This window comes from Streptomyces sp. NPDC006335, from assembly GCF_040612795.1.
Classification (GTDB): domain Bacteria; phylum Actinomycetota; class Actinomycetes; order Streptomycetales; family Streptomycetaceae; genus Streptomyces.
Genome location: NZ_JBEXQX010000001.1, coordinates 686,657 through 701,609, shown reverse-complemented (window position 1 = coordinate 701,609; position 14,953 = coordinate 686,657). Strand labels below are relative to the sequence as shown.

Annotated in this window: 14 protein-coding genes; 6 read left to right on the top strand and 8 right to left on the bottom strand. The window is 72.7% G+C overall.

Annotated elements, in window-relative coordinates; all coding sequences use genetic code 11:
- Positions 1–20: 20 nt before the first annotated feature.
- The 7 genes from ABZ098_RS03185 to ABZ098_RS03155 all read right to left on the bottom strand — a co-directional run bounded on the left by ABZ098_RS03185 (position 21) and on the right by ABZ098_RS03155 (position 7,420).
- Positions 21–440 (bottom strand): transglycosylase SLT domain-containing protein, encoded by a 420-nt coding sequence (locus tag ABZ098_RS03185; RefSeq protein ID WP_356586659.1) that lies wholly within the window; start codon positions 438–440, stop codon positions 21–23.
- A 285-nt stretch (positions 441–725) separates the two neighbouring features.
- On the bottom strand, positions 726–1,562 hold the full coding sequence (locus tag ABZ098_RS03180) for an ECF transporter S component (protein WP_356586657.1): 837 nt from the start codon (positions 1,560–1,562) through the stop codon (positions 726–728).
- Positions 1,559–3,187, bottom strand: coding sequence for an ATP-binding cassette domain-containing protein (locus ABZ098_RS03175; RefSeq protein ID WP_356586655.1), 1,629 nt, complete (start codon positions 3,185–3,187; stop codon positions 1,559–1,561). Before ABZ098_RS03175 ends, ABZ098_RS03180 begins: the two co-directional genes overlap by 4 nt.
- Positions 3,184–4,278, bottom strand: a complete 1,095-nt coding sequence (locus ABZ098_RS03170) for a CbiQ family ECF transporter T component (RefSeq protein ID WP_356586653.1) — start codon at positions 4,276–4,278, stop codon at positions 3,184–3,186. Before ABZ098_RS03170 ends, ABZ098_RS03175 begins: the two co-directional genes overlap by 4 nt.
- On the bottom strand, positions 4,268–4,903 hold the full coding sequence (locus tag ABZ098_RS03165) for an SCO2322 family protein (RefSeq protein WP_356586651.1): 636 nt from the start codon (positions 4,901–4,903) through the stop codon (positions 4,268–4,270). Before ABZ098_RS03165 ends, ABZ098_RS03170 begins: the two co-directional genes overlap by 11 nt.
- Positions 4,900–6,093, bottom strand: coding sequence for a prenyltransferase/squalene oxidase repeat-containing protein (locus ABZ098_RS03160; protein WP_356586649.1), 1,194 nt, complete (start codon positions 6,091–6,093; stop codon positions 4,900–4,902). Before ABZ098_RS03160 ends, ABZ098_RS03165 begins: the two co-directional genes overlap by 4 nt.
- A gap of 301 nt (positions 6,094–6,394) precedes the next feature.
- Entirely contained in the window at positions 6,395–7,420 is a 1,026-nt protein-coding gene (locus tag ABZ098_RS03155; protein WP_356586647.1) for an MBL fold metallo-hydrolase, read from the bottom strand.
- A 167-nt stretch (positions 7,421–7,587) separates the two neighbouring features.
- Here ABZ098_RS03155 and ABZ098_RS03150 point away from each other — a divergent pair, with 167 nt between their 5' ends.
- From ABZ098_RS03150 to ABZ098_RS03140, 3 genes are all read left to right on the top strand, one after another.
- The gene (locus ABZ098_RS03150) at positions 7,588–9,045 is read left to right on the top strand and encodes an aldehyde dehydrogenase (RefSeq protein ID WP_356586646.1); all 1,458 of its coding nucleotides are present in this window, start codon (positions 7,588–7,590) and stop codon (positions 9,043–9,045) included.
- A gap of 4 nt (positions 9,046–9,049) precedes the next feature.
- Positions 9,050–9,322: a ferredoxin gene (locus ABZ098_RS03145; RefSeq protein ID WP_356586644.1), complete on the top strand. Its 273-nt coding sequence runs from the start codon at positions 9,050–9,052 to the stop codon at positions 9,320–9,322.
- Between the two features lie 325 nt (positions 9,323–9,647).
- Entirely contained in the window at positions 9,648–10,511 is an 864-nt protein-coding gene (locus ABZ098_RS03140) for a tetratricopeptide repeat protein (protein WP_356586642.1), read from the top strand.
- Between the two features lie 23 nt (positions 10,512–10,534).
- On the opposite strand, the gene ABZ098_RS03135 is transcribed toward ABZ098_RS03140, so the two are convergent.
- Positions 10,535–11,170, bottom strand: a complete 636-nt coding sequence (locus ABZ098_RS03135; RefSeq protein WP_356586640.1) for a TetR family transcriptional regulator — start codon at positions 11,168–11,170, stop codon at positions 10,535–10,537.
- A 227-nt stretch (positions 11,171–11,397) separates the two neighbouring features.
- On the opposite strand from ABZ098_RS03135, the gene ABZ098_RS03130 reads away from it, so the two are divergent.
- Genes ABZ098_RS03130 through ABZ098_RS03120 form a run of 3 tightly spaced genes read left to right on the top strand, consistent with a single transcriptional unit; the run spans position 11,398 to position 14,920 of the window.
- Complete coding sequence (locus tag ABZ098_RS03130) at positions 11,398–13,125, top strand: glycosyltransferase family 4 protein (RefSeq protein ID WP_356586638.1); 1,728 nt, start codon at positions 11,398–11,400, stop codon at positions 13,123–13,125.
- Complete coding sequence (locus tag ABZ098_RS03125; RefSeq protein WP_356586636.1) at positions 13,119–13,853, top strand: class I SAM-dependent methyltransferase; 735 nt, start codon at positions 13,119–13,121, stop codon at positions 13,851–13,853. The genes ABZ098_RS03130 and ABZ098_RS03125 overlap by 7 nt, the downstream gene beginning before the upstream one ends.
- A complete protein-coding gene (locus tag ABZ098_RS03120; protein ID WP_356586634.1) occupies positions 13,850–14,920 on the top strand; it encodes a prenyltransferase/squalene oxidase repeat-containing protein in 1,071 nt (356 codons plus the stop codon). Before ABZ098_RS03125 ends, ABZ098_RS03120 begins: the two co-directional genes overlap by 4 nt.
- Positions 14,921–14,953 lie beyond the last annotated feature (33 nt).

Genomic DNA, 14,953 nt, shown 5'->3' with positions numbered 1-14,953 from the left:
GCGCGCGGTGGGTCGGCGGCTCAGTACCAGCCGTTGGCCTGCCAGAAGGCCCAGGCGCCGGTCGGGCTGCCGTAGCGGGAGTTCATGTAGTCGAGACCCCACTTGATCTGGGTCTTCGCGTTGGTCTTCCAGTCGGAACCGGCGGAGGCCATCTTGGAGCCGGGCAGCGCCTGGACCAGGCCGTAGGCGCCGGAGGAGGAGTTCGTGGCGTCGACGTCCCAGCCGCTCTCGTGCTCGACGATCTTGCTGAACGCGGCGTACTGCGCGGCGTTCGGGATCATCTGGTGCGCGATGGCCTTGGCCTGGGCGGGCGAGTTGGTGGTGGCCGCCTGGGCCGGCGCCGCGGTCAGGACCAGGCCGGCGGTGGCGGCGGCCATCGCGGCGGTGGTGATGGCCTTCTTCGGGGAAGCGATGCGGCGGGCGATGCGGGAGACCGACACGGGGAACCTTTTCTTCGGGGACGGGGGTGTCGCTCGCGGTCCCGGGGGACATGCGTCGGCGCCGAGGCCCGTGGGCTTGTCGGCGCCGTGCGACGTCGTCCACAGAAACAGGCTCGGAAGGCGCCCGCAATGACCCCTTTTACTAGTTGTGGTCGAATCGCCGGGAAAGGTCGTCCGTGTGACCCGGCTCTCAAAGCGCAGGTCGGAGGGGGTGCGGGAAGGGTGTTATGTCGGAAATATTCCTACTGTTCCCCTTAGTAGGTGAGCTGGGTCATGTGGGGCGCTTCACCGCCCCGACGCCTCGAATGTGACCTGGGCCTCGAAGGCCGCCCGGCGGGTGGCCCGGCGCAGCCCCCTGAGGAGGGCCGGACCCAGGGTGAGCGTCAGGACGACGGTGACCAGGGCCCGGCCGAGGTCCCAGCCGAGGGAGGTGGCCAGGCAGTACGCGACGAACCGGGCCAGGTTGGCGGGCACACCGGCGTGCGGGTCGAAGGCGATGTCCGAGGCCAGGGCGCCCATGAAGGGCCAGCCGGCCATGTTCATGGCGGTGCCGTAGGCGAAGGCGGCGCAGAAGCCGTAGGCGGCCAGCAGCCCGACCTCCGTCCGGCCGCGCGCCCGGGCCGGCACCGGCAGCAGACCCGCCCCCATCGTGAACCACCCCATCGCCAGCATCTGGAACGGCATCCACGGACCCACCCCGCCGGTGAGCAGGGCGGACGCGAACATCGTGACGTTGCCGAGCGCGAAGCCGAAACCGGGGCCGAGGACCCGGCCGCTGAGCACCATCAGGAAGAACATCGGCTCGATACCGGCGGTGCCGGCGCCGATCGGCCTGAGCGCGGCGCCGGTCGCGGCGAGCACGCCGAGCATCGCCACCGCCTTGGGGCCGAGCCCCGACTCCGCGAGCGCGGCGGCGACCACCGCCACGAGGAGGACGAGCAGTCCGGCGAAGAGCCAGGGTGCGTCCTGTGCGTGGGTGCCGACCTGGGAGGTGGGCGGGGCGAGGAAGGGCCAGCCGAAGGCGACGACACCCACCGCGCTGACCAGGGCGAGGGCGAGGACGGAACGGGGGCCGAGACGGACGGCCCCGGAGGGGCGAGGTGTGCCGGGGGGCCGGGTCATGACAGGGCCCTCCGCACCTCGGCGACCGTGAGCCACCGCTGCGGGGCGAGGATCTTGCTGACCTGCGGGGCGAAGGAAGGGGAGGACGTGATGACGTCCGTCGCCGGGCCGTCGGCGATCACCTCGCCCTCGGCCAGCAGGATCACCCGGTGGGCGAGCTCGGCGGCGAGCTCCACGTCATGGGTGGCCAGCATGATCGCGTGGCCGGTGGCGGCGAGGTCCTTCAGCACGGCGACCAGGCGGGACTTGGCCGCGTAGTCCAGTCCGCGGGTCGGTTCGTCCAGGAGCAGGAGGGGTGGGCGGGCGGTCAGGACCACGGCGAGGGCGAGGGCGAGGCGCTGGCCCTCGGAGAGGTCCCGGGGGTGGGTGTCGTCGGCCACTCCCGGAAGCAGGTCGGTCACGAGGGCGCGGCAGGTGCCGGGTGCCGCGTCGGCGTCCTTGTCGGCGGCCCGGCATTCGGCGGCGACCGTGTCGGCGTAGAGGAGGTCCCGGGGTTCCTGCGGGACGAGACCGACCCGGCGGACGAGGTCCCGGGGCGGGGTGCGGTGGGGCGGGGCGCCGCCCACCCGGACCGCGCCGGTGCTCGGAGCGACGAGTCCCACGAGGGTGTTGAGGAGGGTGGACTTTCCGGCGCCGTTGCGGCCCATGAGGGCGACGGTCTCGCCGGGACGGATGGTCAGGTCGATGTGGCGCAGGGCCTGGACGTGGGCGCGGCGGACGGAGAGGGCGGTGACGTCGGCGAGGTTCAGTGGCCCCTGCGGGGCGGGCCCGCCGTCGGCGGGCGCGGGTGCGTCGGCTGTCGGCGCACGTCCGGCCAGTCGGTCCCGCAGGTCTCCCGCCCTGCGCCGTGCGTCCCGCACCGTCAGTGGCAGCGGGGTCCAGCCCGCCAGGCGGCCCAGGTCCACCACCGGTGGGTACACCGGGGACACGGCCATCATCTCGGCCGGGGTGCCCAGGCACGGCGGGGTGCCCGGGGCCGGGAGGAGGGCGACCTGGTCGGCGTACTGGATGACGCGTTCCAGGCGGTGCTCGGCCATGAGGATCGTGGTGCCGAGGTCGTGGACCAGGCGCTGGAGGACGGCCAGGACCTCCTCCGCCGCCGCGGGGTCCAGGGCCGAGGTCGGTTCGTCCAGGACCAGGACCCGGGGGTGCGGGGTGAGGACCGACCCGATCGCCACCCGCTGCTGCTGGCCGCCGGAGAGGGTGGCCAGGGGGCGGTCGCGCAGAGGAGCCAGCCCCAGCAGGTCCAGGGTCTCCTCCACCCGGCGGCGCATCACCGTCGGCGGCAGGCCCAACGACTCCATGCCGTACGCGAGTTCGTCCTCCACGGTGTCCGTCACGAAGTGGGACAGCGGGTCCTGGCCCACCGTGCCGACCACGTCGGCCAGTTCGCGCGGTTTGTGGGTGCGGGTGTCGCGGCCGGCCACCGTGACCCGGCCGCGCAGGGTGCCGCCGGTGAAGTGCGGGACGAGCCCGCTGACCGACCCGAGGATCGTGGACTTGCCGACCCCCGACGGGCCCACGAGCAGCACGAGTTCACCCTCCGGCACCTCGAAGTCGACGCCCTGGACGGCGGGTTCGGCCGCTCCGTCGTACGTCACGGAGACATCCTCGAAGCGGATCACGACGGCTGCTCCTTGGGGGCGGGGGCGGGGGCGAGGAAGGCCGGCAGGAGGCCGAGAAGGATCGCCGCGGCGGGCAGCAGGGGGAGAGCGGGGGCGACGAGCGGGATCACCCCGGGGTGCAGCGCGGCCGGGTCGCCGGCGCTCGCGAGGAACATCCCCGCCGCCACGGCCACGCCGGAACCGGCGACCAGGAGGGACCGGGCGGTCCAGCGGTCCGGCCGGTAACGGGTGCGCGGGGTGCGGCGGCCGCCCAGACGCAGCCCCGCTAGGGCGGCGGTGACACCGGCGAGGAGCACGGGGATGCCGTACGTGCCGCCCTCGGCGGTGAGCAGTCCGTACGTTCCCGCGCAGACGCCGAGCAGGCCGCCGAGGGTGAGCGCGGTGGTCGTACGGCGTACCCCGGGCGGGACCTCGGCCGTACGGCCGTAGCCGCGGGCGTCCATCGCGGCGGCGAGGGCGACCGAGCGTTCCAACGCGCCCTCCAGGACCGGGAGTCCGATCTGGAGGAGGCCGCGCAGGCCGGAGTCCGGGCGGCCTCGGAGGCGGCGGGCGGCGCGCAGGCGTTGGACGTCGGCGATGAGATGCGGGGCGAAGGTCAGGGCCACGACCACCGCGACACCGAGTTCGTAGAGGGCGCCGGGCAGGGACTTGAGGAGACGGTGGGGGTTGGCGAGGGTGTTCGCCGCGCCCACGCAGATGAGGAGGGTGGCCAGTTTCAGGCCGTCGTAGAGGGCGAAGACGAGGGACTCCGCGGTGACCCGGCCGCCCAGGCGGATGCCCTGGGCCCAGTCGGGGAGTGGGAGTTCGGGGAGCGTGACCAGGACGTGGGTGCCCGGGACGGGCGAGCCGAGGACGATCGTGAAGAGGAGCCGGACCAGGAGGACGGCCAGGGCGAGCTTGAGGAACGCGGTGTACGAGCGGGACCAGGGGGAGGGGTGGCGGCAGCTCGCCACCACATGGGCGGAGACGACGACGAGGAGCAGGAGGAGGAGGGGGTTGGTGGTGCGGGTGGCCGCGATCCCGAGGGAGAGGGACCACAGCCACCAGGCGCCGGGGTGCAGGGGAGGCCGGGCGGGTGAGCTACGCGGCATCCCTGCGCCGCCTCGCCTGCCACACCGCCGCCGCTCCCAGCACGGCGATTCCCGCCGCCCCCGCCAGCAATCCCACGGCCGGGCCCTCGTCCGACTCGCTCTCCACCTGGCCGGCCCCCTTCCGCCGCGTCACCTGCTCCCCGCACCCCGTCTCGGGATACCCCCCGATCGCGCACAGCAGGGCGTTCGTGCTGTAGCGGAGCGGCTTGGCCACCGTGGCCAGGGACTCGGCCGTGGTCGCGTCCGAGGGGACCGACGCGCACGCGGTGCGGCGGGACGGGGGCTTCTCCCCGGACGGGGCGTCCGACGGCGTTCCGAAGTCGAGGACCAGGGCCACTCGCTTACGGCCCTCCCGTGCCGGGGTGTTCGCGCAGATCGTCGCGAACGACGCCGCACCGCGCGGTGCGTTCGCGTCCGAGGAGTCCTCACTCACCGCGAAGCGGAATCCCTGGACGTCGCCGTCGGAGGGGACCGAGGTGGAGGGGCCCTGGGTGGCGTACGTCCAGGTCGTGCCGGTGCGGTCCCAGAAGGACCAGTAGCGGTAGCCGGTGGCGTGGGCGGGGCTCACAGTGGCCAGGAGGAGCCCGGTCAGGAGGGAGAGCAGGACCGCCCGGCGGGCCGTCACGGCTGCTTCCTCTTGTTGCGGCCGCTCAGCAGGAAGCCGATGCCCGCTCCGGCGGCGAGACCCGCGCCGACCACCCACCACACGGACGTGCCGGAGTCGTCCTGCGACTCGGCGGCCGGTGCCGAGGTCGCCTTCGGCGCCGGTCCCGTCGCGGTCAGCCGCTTCACCAGGTCCGTGCCGCCGAAGTCGTGCGGGTCGGCGCCGCCCGTCTTCGCGGCGAGGATGAGCTGGGCGTAGGCCGCCGGGCCGCTCTGCTCGGCCCACTTCGCGGAGTTGCGCTCCAGCCAGCGCAGCGGACCCGCGGCCGCCGCCGTCCCGCCCTGTGCGGCCAGCGCCACCACCGCGTCGGCCGTGTTGCCGTAGTCGGGCTGGTTCTCGGAGCCGGGGAGGGCGGAGGTCAGGTGACCGTCCTTCGCGACGGCCTTCGCGAGGTAGGCGGCCCCGTTGGCGGAGGCCCGCTGCCAGGTGGGCGTGGAGGCGTCGGCGCAGACCGCCTTCTTCGCGTCACCGGCCCGCACGGTGAGCATGCCCGTGCCCAGCATGCCGACCACGGCCGCCGCGGTCGCGTCCGCGTTGGCCGTGAGCTTGCCCTTCTTGTCCGGCTGGTAGGCGAACGCACCTCCGTCGGCGCACGGCAGGGACAGCTTCAGCAGGGCGTCGTAGGGCGACTTGCCGTACCTGCCGATCCGCGAGATGTAGGCGCCCGAGGCGTTGAGAGCGCCGACCACCACGGAGGTCGAGTTGGCGTCGCTGGCCCCGCCGGGGGTGTAGCCCCAGCCGCCGTCCTTGTTCTGGACGGACTTCAACCAGGCCACCGCCTTGCCGACCGCGCTGTCGTGCCCGCCGACCGCCGCCAGGGCCTGGACGGCGGCGGCCGTGCTGTTGGTGTCGACCGCGGTCTTCGCGTCGCAGGCCGTGGCCGGGTCGGCGCGGTAGGCCGGGAACGCGCCGTCGGCGCACTGCTGCCCCGCCAGCCAGTCGACGGCCGCGGCGGCGGGCTCCACGTCCACCCGGTGCAGCGCGATCAGGGCGAGGGACTGCCGCCAGACCCCGTCGTACGTGGGATCCGTGCTGCCGTACAACCCGGAGGGGGACGACGGCGACGGGGACGGCGAGGCGGCTGCGGCAGGCACGGCCGTGCCGATCACGACGGTGGCGGCCAGGACCGCGGCGCTGCGGCGGACGTTCATGATCGGTCTCCCAGCGGAGAGCCGGGCAGCACGGGAGGACCCCCGGGCGGCTCGGCTCCGTGTACCTCGACGGTGCCGCACACCGGCCGGTTGCCGGTGCGCGCGAGCCGGTCACGAGCCGTACGGGGCAGTCCGGCTCACCGCCGAGCGGGCGGATCACGGTGGGGGCACCTCCCAGGCCCTTAAGGCACTGGGGGAGGGTCAGCGCCGGAATTCCACCGGCTTCCCCCCGTACGGGTGTGATACGACCTGGCTACTGTACTCGCCCGTAGGGAAGCGCCTGAGAGCCCCCTGTGTGCCCTCAGACGGCCACGTACCTCACCGGATCGCTCCCCGTCACCGCCTCCGCCCGCCCCAGCTTCACCAGCCGCCGCAGATGCGCCTCGGCCTCCGAGACCGCGATGTTCCGTGAGCCGTAGGGGATCTGCTCCCAGGGCCGGTTCCACTCCATGCGCTCGGCGAGCTGCCAGGGGGTGAGGGGCTCGGCGAGCAGGGAGCGCAGGTCGCTGAGGCGTTCCTCGTGGTGGGCGAGCAGCTCCCGCACCCGGGCGTCCGCGTCGGTGAAGACGTGCTGGTGGGCGGGGAGCACCTCGGCGGGGGCGAGCCGGCCGACGCGTTCCAGGGAGTCGAGGTAGTCGCCGAGGGGGTCGGTGACGGTGGCGTCGTCGGGGTCCTCGTACAGGCCGATGTGCGGGGTGATCTCGGGGAGCAGGTGGTCGCCGGAGAACAGCCGCCCGTGGCCCGGGAGCCGAGCCGGGTGCTCCTCCTCCAGGTGCAGGCAGACATGGCCGGGGGTGTGTCCCGGGGTCCAGATCGCGCGGAGTCTGCGTCCGGGGAGGTCGAGGAGTTCGCCGGGGACGATCTCGCGGTCGGGCAACGCGGGGGAGAAGCCCGGGAGTTGGCGGCGACGGGCGGTGCGCAGGGGGGCCACGTGGCCCTCGGGGGCGCCCGCGGCCTCCAGCTTGGCCGTCATGTAGGCGAACCAGCGCTCGGCCCTGGTCTCCCGTGTGCGCCGCACGATCGCGGAGTCCGCCGCGTGCATCGCGATCCAGGCGCCGGAGGTCTCCCGCACTCTGCCGGACAGTCCGTGGTGGTCGGGGTGGTGGTGGGTGATGACCACGCCGTGGATCTCGCCGACGTCGGTCCCGCACGCGGTGAGCCCCTCGGCGAGGGTGTCCCAGGAGGCCGGGTCGTCCCAGCCGGTGTCGACCAGCACCGGTCCCCGGTCGGTGTCGACGACGTACACGAGCGTGTGGCCGAGGGGGTTGTCGGGGATGGGCACCTGGACGGACCGGACACCGCCGCCGTGGTCGTACACCTGCGCCATGAGCTCCCCAATCACCGGGTCCCCGCCACTATAACTAGAACGGGTTTCGACGGTAGCCCGAGGTCACCAACAGCCGTGGTGTGCGGCCCGTGGACTCCTCGGAGTGGAACTGGTATCAGTTCCGTATCTGATGGATCGTCAGTAGCCGCCCCGGGGAGGCAGTCGCCATGACCGAGCTCGTGGAACACGGACAGCTGTTCATCGGCGGGGAGTTGACCGACCCCCTGGGCAAGGACGTCATCGAGGTGATCTCCCCGCACACCGAGGAGGTCATCGGACGGGTGCCGCACGCCTCACGCGCGGACGTGGACGCGGCGGTCGCCGCCGCCCGCACCGCCTTCGACGAGGGGCCCTGGCCGCGGATGACGCTCGACGAGCGCATCGAGGTCGTCACCAGGATCAAGGACGCCATCGCGGTACGGCACGAGGAGATCGCCCGCGTGATCTCCTCCGAGAACGGCTCCCCGTACTCCTGGAGCGTCCTCGCGCAGGCCCTCGGCGCGATGATGGTCTGGGACTCCGCGATCACCGTCGCACGGAACTTCACGTACGAGGAGCAGCGCGACGGAGTCCTCGGCCGCATCCTCGTGCGCCGCGAGCCGGTCGGGGTCGTGGCCGCCGTAGTCCCTTGGAACGTCCCGCAGTTCGTCGCCGCCGCCAAGCTCGCGCCCGCCCTGCTCACCGGCTGCACGGTGGTGCTCAAGCCGTCGCCCGAGTCACCGCTGGACGCCTACATCCTGGCCGAGATCACCAAGGAGGCCGGGCTCCCCGAGGGTGTGCTGTCCATCCTCCCGGCCGACCGCGAGGTCAGCGAGTACCTGGTCGGGCACCCGGGCGTCGACAAGGTCTCCTTCACCGGCTCGGTGGGCGCGGGCAAGCGCGTGATGGAGGTCGCCGCCCGCAACCTCACGCGCGTGACACTGGAGTTGGGCGGGAAGTCGGCCGCGGTCGTCCTCCCGGACGCGGACGTCGAGGCGGCCGTCGCCGGGATCGTCCCGTCGGCCTGGATGAACAACGGACAGGCCTGTGTGGCCCAGAGCCGCATCCTGCTGCCCCGCTCCCGCTACGACGAGTTCGCCGAGGCCTTCGCGGCCGCCGCGAGCGCGCTGGTCGTCGGCGACCCGCTCGACCCGGCCACCCAGGTCGGCCCCCTGGTGGCCGAACGCCAGCAGCGCCGCAACCTCGACTACATCAGGATCGGCCAGGAGGAGGGCGCCAAGATCCTCACCGGCGGCGGACGCCCGGCCGGCCTGGACCGCGGCTGGTACGTCGAACCCACGCTCTTCGGGGACGTCGACAACTCGATGCGGATCGCCCGGGAGGAGATCTTCGGCCCGGTGATCTGCCTCCTGCCCTACGGCGACGAGTCCGAGGCCGTGAAGATCGCCAACGACTCCGACTACGGCCTCTCCGGCAGCGTGTGGACGGCCGACGTCGAGCACGGCATCGAGGTGGCCCGCCAGGTCCGCACCGGCACCTACTCCGTCAACACCTTCAGCCTCGACATGCTCGGCCCCTTCGGCGGCTACAAGAACTCCGGCCTGGGGCGGGAGTTCGGTCCCGAGGGCTACGGCGAGTACCTGGAGCACAAGATGATCCATCTGCCGGCCGGCTGGGAGGCGTGAGCGGATGGAGGTGTCTCCCGCGCGGGCGAACGCGGGCACGGGGGCGGTGGACCGCTGGCACGTCGAGGTCGACCGCTCCCTGTGCATCGGCTCCGCCCAGTGCGTCCACACCGCCCCCGACGGCTTCCGCCTGGACACCGCCCGCCAGTCGCACCCCGCCGGCCCGGAGACCGACGCCAACGAGAAGGTCCTGGCGGCGGCCGAGAACTGCCCGGTGGAGGCCATCGTGATCACCCTGCTGGGGAGCGGGGAGCCGGTGTTCCCGCCGGAGGAGTAGAGCTCGGAGGAATGGAGCCCCGAGGAGTAGAGCTCAAAAAATCATGGTTTAGGGGGTTTTATTCCCGGACGCGCGTTCTATTCTGGACTCAGGCCTACGAGACGAGTGAGGGAGTCCGACCGGAGTAGCCGACTCAGGCGAGACGCGAAGGTTTCCGCCGGGGCCGACGTCGACGGTCGGGCTGAGAGGCCGGAGAGCAGCGGGAAGGCTCGACGGCGACCCCAGGACCTGATCCGGACCATGCCGGCGAAGGGAACCCGTCTCGTAGGTCGTTCACGCGTGGGCGTACGCTCCTGCGGTCGTCATCGGGACCGAAGGGGTGGGCGTGCGGAAGTCCGAGGCCAGAGAGCTGATCGAGCAGGCGCGTGCCGCCTGGGACGCGGAGGAGTGGCTGCGCGCCGCCGAACTGTACGAGCGGGTGCTCGCGCACTTCCCGGACCTGAAGGTGAGCGCGGTGTGGTGGTACGACGCCGCGCTCGCCCACAAGTTCCTGCGGAACTGGGCCAAGGCCTACGAGCTGGGCCGGGAGGCCGCCGCACGCTCCCCGCGCGGCGAGGGCGACCCGGCGTACTGGAACCTCGGCATCGCGGCCACGATCCAGCGCGACTGGGCGACCGCCAGGGACGCCTGGGCCGGCTTCGGCATCGAACTCCCGGCGGGCGAGGGGCCGATCGACGACGGCTTCGGACACGCCTGTGTGCGCCTCGACACCGGCGGCGAGCGCGAGGTCGTCTGGATCGAGCGGCTGTGCCCCACCCGCGGCCGGGTCGTCAGCGTGCCCGTCACGGGCGGTCGGCGCTACGGCGAGATCGTCGTCCACGACGGCGAACCGAAGGGCGAGCGGGTCGTCGACGGAACGGCCTACGCCGTCTTCGACGAACTCCTGCTCTTCGAGGCGTCCGAACTGCCCACCCTGGAGGTCACGGTGGCCGCGGGCGAGAAGGACGACCTGCGGGCGCTCGTCGAGCTGTTCGCCGACCACGGCTTCGGCGCCGAGCCCGCGAGCAGCGTCCGCATGCTGTGCGCCTGCTGCAGCGAGGGCAGCCACGAACAGGAGCGGTCCGTCGAGGCGGGCGCGCAGCAGGTCTCCCTCGCCGCCCCCGAGGAGGAGGCCCGGCGGCTGCTGGAGCGGTGGGCCGGGGAGACGGCGATCGGCCGCAGCTGGAGCGGGCTCGCGACCGTCGGCTAGCGCCGGACGGGCACCGGGTTCGGTCAGGTACGGGGTTCCGTGAGGTCGATCAGCCGGCACACCGTCTCGATGTCTATCTTCACCTGGGCGATGGAGGCGCGCCCCGAGAGCCAGGTGATCAGGGCCGAGTGCCAGGTGTGCTCGATGACGCGGACCGCGGAGAGCTGTTCGGGCGTCGGGTCCTGAAGGCCCATGGCGTCCAGGATGATCAGCGTGGTCTGGTGGGAGACCTGGTCGACCTCCGGGCTCACGCTGCGGTCCGCGAAGGTCAGCGCGCGGACCATCGCGTCGGCCAGGTGCGGTTCGCGCTGGAGGGCGCGGAAGGCCCGCATCAGGGTCTCCGCGACCCGCTCGGCCGCCGTCTCGCCCTGCGGCGGCTTCTTCCGGAGCGTGCCGTGCATGTGCTCCAACTGGTCCTGCATGGTGGCGACCAGCAGGTGGATCTTGGAGGGGAAGTACCGGTAGAGGGTGCCGAGCGCCACCTGCGAGGACTCCGCGACCTCCCGCATCTGCACCGCGTCGAACCCGCCGCGGCTCGCGAGCTGCGCGCTCGCGTGCAGGATGCGGCGGCGCCGTGCCTCCTGCCGCTCGGTCAGCGGTGGCGCGTCGGATCGTGCGGTACTGGCTTCCACTCCGGCCGGCTTGGCCACCTTGTCCACCTTGGGTTCCGTGACAGTCCGTGAGGGCTCACGATCACACAGCATGGCAGGGTGCCGGGCCATGGCGTGGTCGCGGCGTTCGTGGCGTGAATCACCTGATCCACCGCTCACAGGACTCCTACCTGCCGGTAGATTCAGAGCCTCCTGAACGATCAAGTCTGAAACTTGTTCTAGATTACCGTCTCGTCGTAATCTCGCGGGACAGTGCAGGCAGAAGGGGGCCCAGAGTGACCGCTGAGGCCAGTCAGGCCGGGCCCTCGGTGGACCCGGCCGCCGACGGCGAGCGACCGCTCCGTATCGCGCTCCTCACCTACAAAGGGAACCCGTTCTGCGGCGGCCAGGGCGTCTACGTACGGCACCTCTCGCGCGAGTTGGCCCGCCTCGGCCACCGCGTCGAGGTCATCGGCTCCCAGCCCTACCCGGTCCTCGACCCGGGCTACGACGGGCTGAGCCTGACCGAGCTGCCGAGCCTGGACCTGTACCGCTCCCCGGACCCCTTCCGCACCCCGCGGCGCGACGAGTTCCGCGACTGGATCGACGCCCTGGAAGTCGCCACGATGTGGACCGGCGGCTTCCCCGAGCCGCTCACCTTCTCCCTGCGGGCCCGACGCCATCTCCGGGCCCGCAGCGGTGAGTTCGACGTGGTCCACGACAACCAGACCCTCGGCTACGGCCTGCTGGGCGACGTCGGCGCACCGCTGGTGACCACCATCCACCACCCCATCACCGTGGACCGGCAGTTGGAGCTGGACGCGGCCGAGGGCTGGCAGCAGCGGCTGTCCAAGCGCCGCTGGTACGCCTTCACCCGCATGCAGAAGCGGGTGGCCCGGCGCCTCCCGTCGGTCCTCACCGTCTCCGGCACCTCCCGCCAGGAGATCGTCGACCACCTCGGCGTGCGCGACGACCGTGTCCACGTCGTCCACATCGGCGCCGACACCGACCAGTTCTCGCCGGATCCGTCGGTGCGCGTGGTCCCGGGCCGGATCGTCACGACCTCCAGCGCGGACGTCCCCCTCAAGGGCCTGGTCTTCCTCGTCGAGGCACTGGCGAAGGTGCGCACGGAACACCCCGGGGCGCACGTGGTCGTCGTGGGCAAGCGGCCCACGGAGGGCCCGGTCGCCGCCGCGATCGAGCGCTACGGCCTCGAAGGCGCCGTCGACTTCGTCAAGGGCATCTCGGACGCCGAACTCGTCGACCTGGTCCGCTCGGCGGAGGTCGCCTGCGTGCCGTCGCTCTACGAGGGCTTCTCCCTGCCGGCCGCCGAAGCGATGGCGACGGGAACCCCGCTGGTCGCCACGACGGGCGGCGCGATCCCCGAGGTCGCCGGCCGTGACGGCGAGACCTGCCTCGCGGTACCGCCGGGCGACTCCGGCGCACTGGCGGTGGCGCTGAGCCGACTGCTGGGCGACCCGGACCTGCGGGCACGGCTCGGGGCGGCGGGACGCGAACGAGTCCTCGCCCACTTCACCTGGGCTCGCGCCGCCGAGGGAACGGTGACCAGATACCGAGAGGCCATGGCCACCACCACGACACCCCGCCCGACACCGGCCACGTCCCGCCTGACGCCGGGCCCGTCCCGCCCTGCGCCGGCCACGTCCCGCTCGGTGGCCCCGGACGGCGTTGGCGACGGCGGCTCGGCGGCCGTCCCGGTCCGCTCGGCGGTTGCGGATCCCGATCGCTCGGTGGTCCCGGGTGACGGTGGCCCGGAGGACGTCCCGGCCGGTTCGGCGGATCTCGAACACGGTCGTGCCGCGGTTCCGGACCGCAGCCGGGCCGCGGAGGCCGTGCGGCGCGGAGCGGAAGCCGGGGCCGGGGAGGGTGGCGAGGCGGGCGACACCGCCGACCCGGCGACGCCCTCGAACAGCGCGGCCGTGTCCGCCTCATCGACCACCGCTGCCCCCGCAGCCTCCCCCAGTGACACCGGTGTCTATCCCGAAAGCAGGGCCACGTGCTGACCGTCGACTTCTCCAGGTTCCCGCTCGCGCCGGGCGACCGCGTCCTGGACCTCGGCTGCGGGGCCGGCCGGCACGCCTTCGAGTGCTACCGGCGCGGCGCGCAGGTCGTGGCCCTGGACCAGAACGCCGACGAAATCCGCGAGGTCGCCAAGTGGTTCGCGGCGATGAAGGAGGCCGGGGAGGCCCCCGAGGGCGCCACCGCGACGGCCATGGAGGGCGACGCGCTGGCCCTCCCCTTCCCCGACGAGTCCTTCGACGTCGTGATCATCTCCGAGGTGATGGAGCACATCCCCGACGACAAGGGCGTACTCGCCGAGATGGTCCGGGTGTTGAAGCCCGGCGGCCGGATCGCCGTCACCGTCCCGCGCTACGGCCCCGAGAAGGTCTGCTGGGCCCTGTCCGACGCCTACCACGAGGTCGAGGGCGGCCACATCCGCATCTACAAGGCGGACGAACTCCTCGCGAAGATCCGCGAGGCCGGCCTCAAGCCGTACGGCACCCACCACGCGCACGCCCTGCACTCCCCGTACTGGTGGCTGAAGTGCGCGTTCGGCGTCGACAACGACAAGGCGCTGCCGGTGAAGGCGTACCACAAGCTCCTGGTCTGGGACATCATGAAGAAGCCGCTGGCGACGCGGGTCGCCGAGCAGGCCCTGAACCCCCTGATCGGCAAGAGCTTCGTGGCGTACGCGACCAAGCCGCACCTGCCGGCCGTGGACGCGCGGTGACGACTCCGCGTACCGAACACCTGGTCCTGCCCGGGGTGTTGACCGCCGAACAGGCCGCCGCGACCGTCGCCGGGATCCTGGCCGTGCAGCGGGAGGACGGGGCGATCCCGTGGTTCCGCGGGCACCACCTCGACCCGTGGGACCACACCGAGGCCGCCATGGCCCTGGACGCGGCGGGCGAGCACGAGGCGGCCGAGCGGGCCTACGAGTGGCTCGCACGGCACCAGAACGAGGACGGTTCCTGGTACGCCGCGTACCAGGACGGGCACTTCGCGGAGGTCACCGACCGCGGGCGCGAGACCAACTTCGTCGCCTACATAGCCGTAGGAGTGTGGCACCACTACCTCTCCACCGGCGACGACACGTTCCTCGACCGGATGTGGCCGACGGTGTACGCCGCGATGGAGTTCGTCCTGGGGCTCCAGCAGCCGGGCGGGCAGATCGGGTGGAAGCGGGAGGACGACGGCAGGCCCGTCACCGACGGGCTGCTCACCGGGTCCTCCTCCATCCACCACGCGCTGCGGTGCGCGCTCGCGATCGCCGAACAGCGTGAGGAGGCCCAGCCCGACTGGGAGTTGGCGGTCGGCGCGCTGCGGCACGCGATCCGCCGGCACCCGGAGCGCTTCCTCGACAAGGACCGCTACTCCATGGACTGGTACTACCCGGTCCTGGGCGGGGCGTTGACCGGGGCGGAGGCCAAGTCCCGTATCGAGGAAGGCTGGGAGCGCTTCGTCGTGCCCGGCCTGGGGGTGCGCTGCGTCGTCCCCAACCCGTGGGTGACGGGCGGGGAGTCGGCCGAACTCGCGCTGGCCCTGTGGGTCACGGGCGAGTCCGACCGCGCCCTGGAGATCCTCCAGTCGATCCAGCATCTGCGGGACGCGGACAGCGGGTTGTACTGGACCGGGTACGTGTTCGAGGACGGCGCGGTGTGGCCGCGGGAGCTGACCACGTGGACCGCGGGGTCACTGCTGCTCGCCGTCGCCGCGCTGGGCGGTCATGAGGCCACGTGCGCGGTGTTCAGCGGGGACCGTCTGCCGGTCGGGCTGGACCCGGACTGCTGCGCCTGAGATCGCGGGGTCCGGTAGCGCCCTGAAGGGGCG

Coding starts and splice junctions, on each gene's coding strand:
- ABZ098_RS03180 (WP_356586657.1), bottom strand. CDS start 1,562: ATGACCCGGCCCCCCGGCACACCTCGCCCCTCCGGGGCCGTCCGTCTC.
- ABZ098_RS03170 (WP_356586653.1), bottom strand. CDS start 4,278: ATGCCGCGTAGCTCACCCGCCCGGCCTCCCCTGCACCCCGGCGCCTGG.
- ABZ098_RS03160 (WP_356586649.1), bottom strand. CDS start 6,093: ATGAACGTCCGCCGCAGCGCCGCGGTCCTGGCCGCCACCGTCGTGATC.
- ABZ098_RS03155 (WP_356586647.1), bottom strand. CDS start 7,420: ATGGCGCAGGTGTACGACCACGGCGGCGGTGTCCGGTCCGTCCAGGTG.
- ABZ098_RS03150 (WP_356586646.1), top strand. CDS start 7,588: ATGACCGAGCTCGTGGAACACGGACAGCTGTTCATCGGCGGGGAGTTG.
- ABZ098_RS03145 (WP_356586644.1), top strand. CDS start 9,050: ATGGAGGTGTCTCCCGCGCGGGCGAACGCGGGCACGGGGGCGGTGGAC.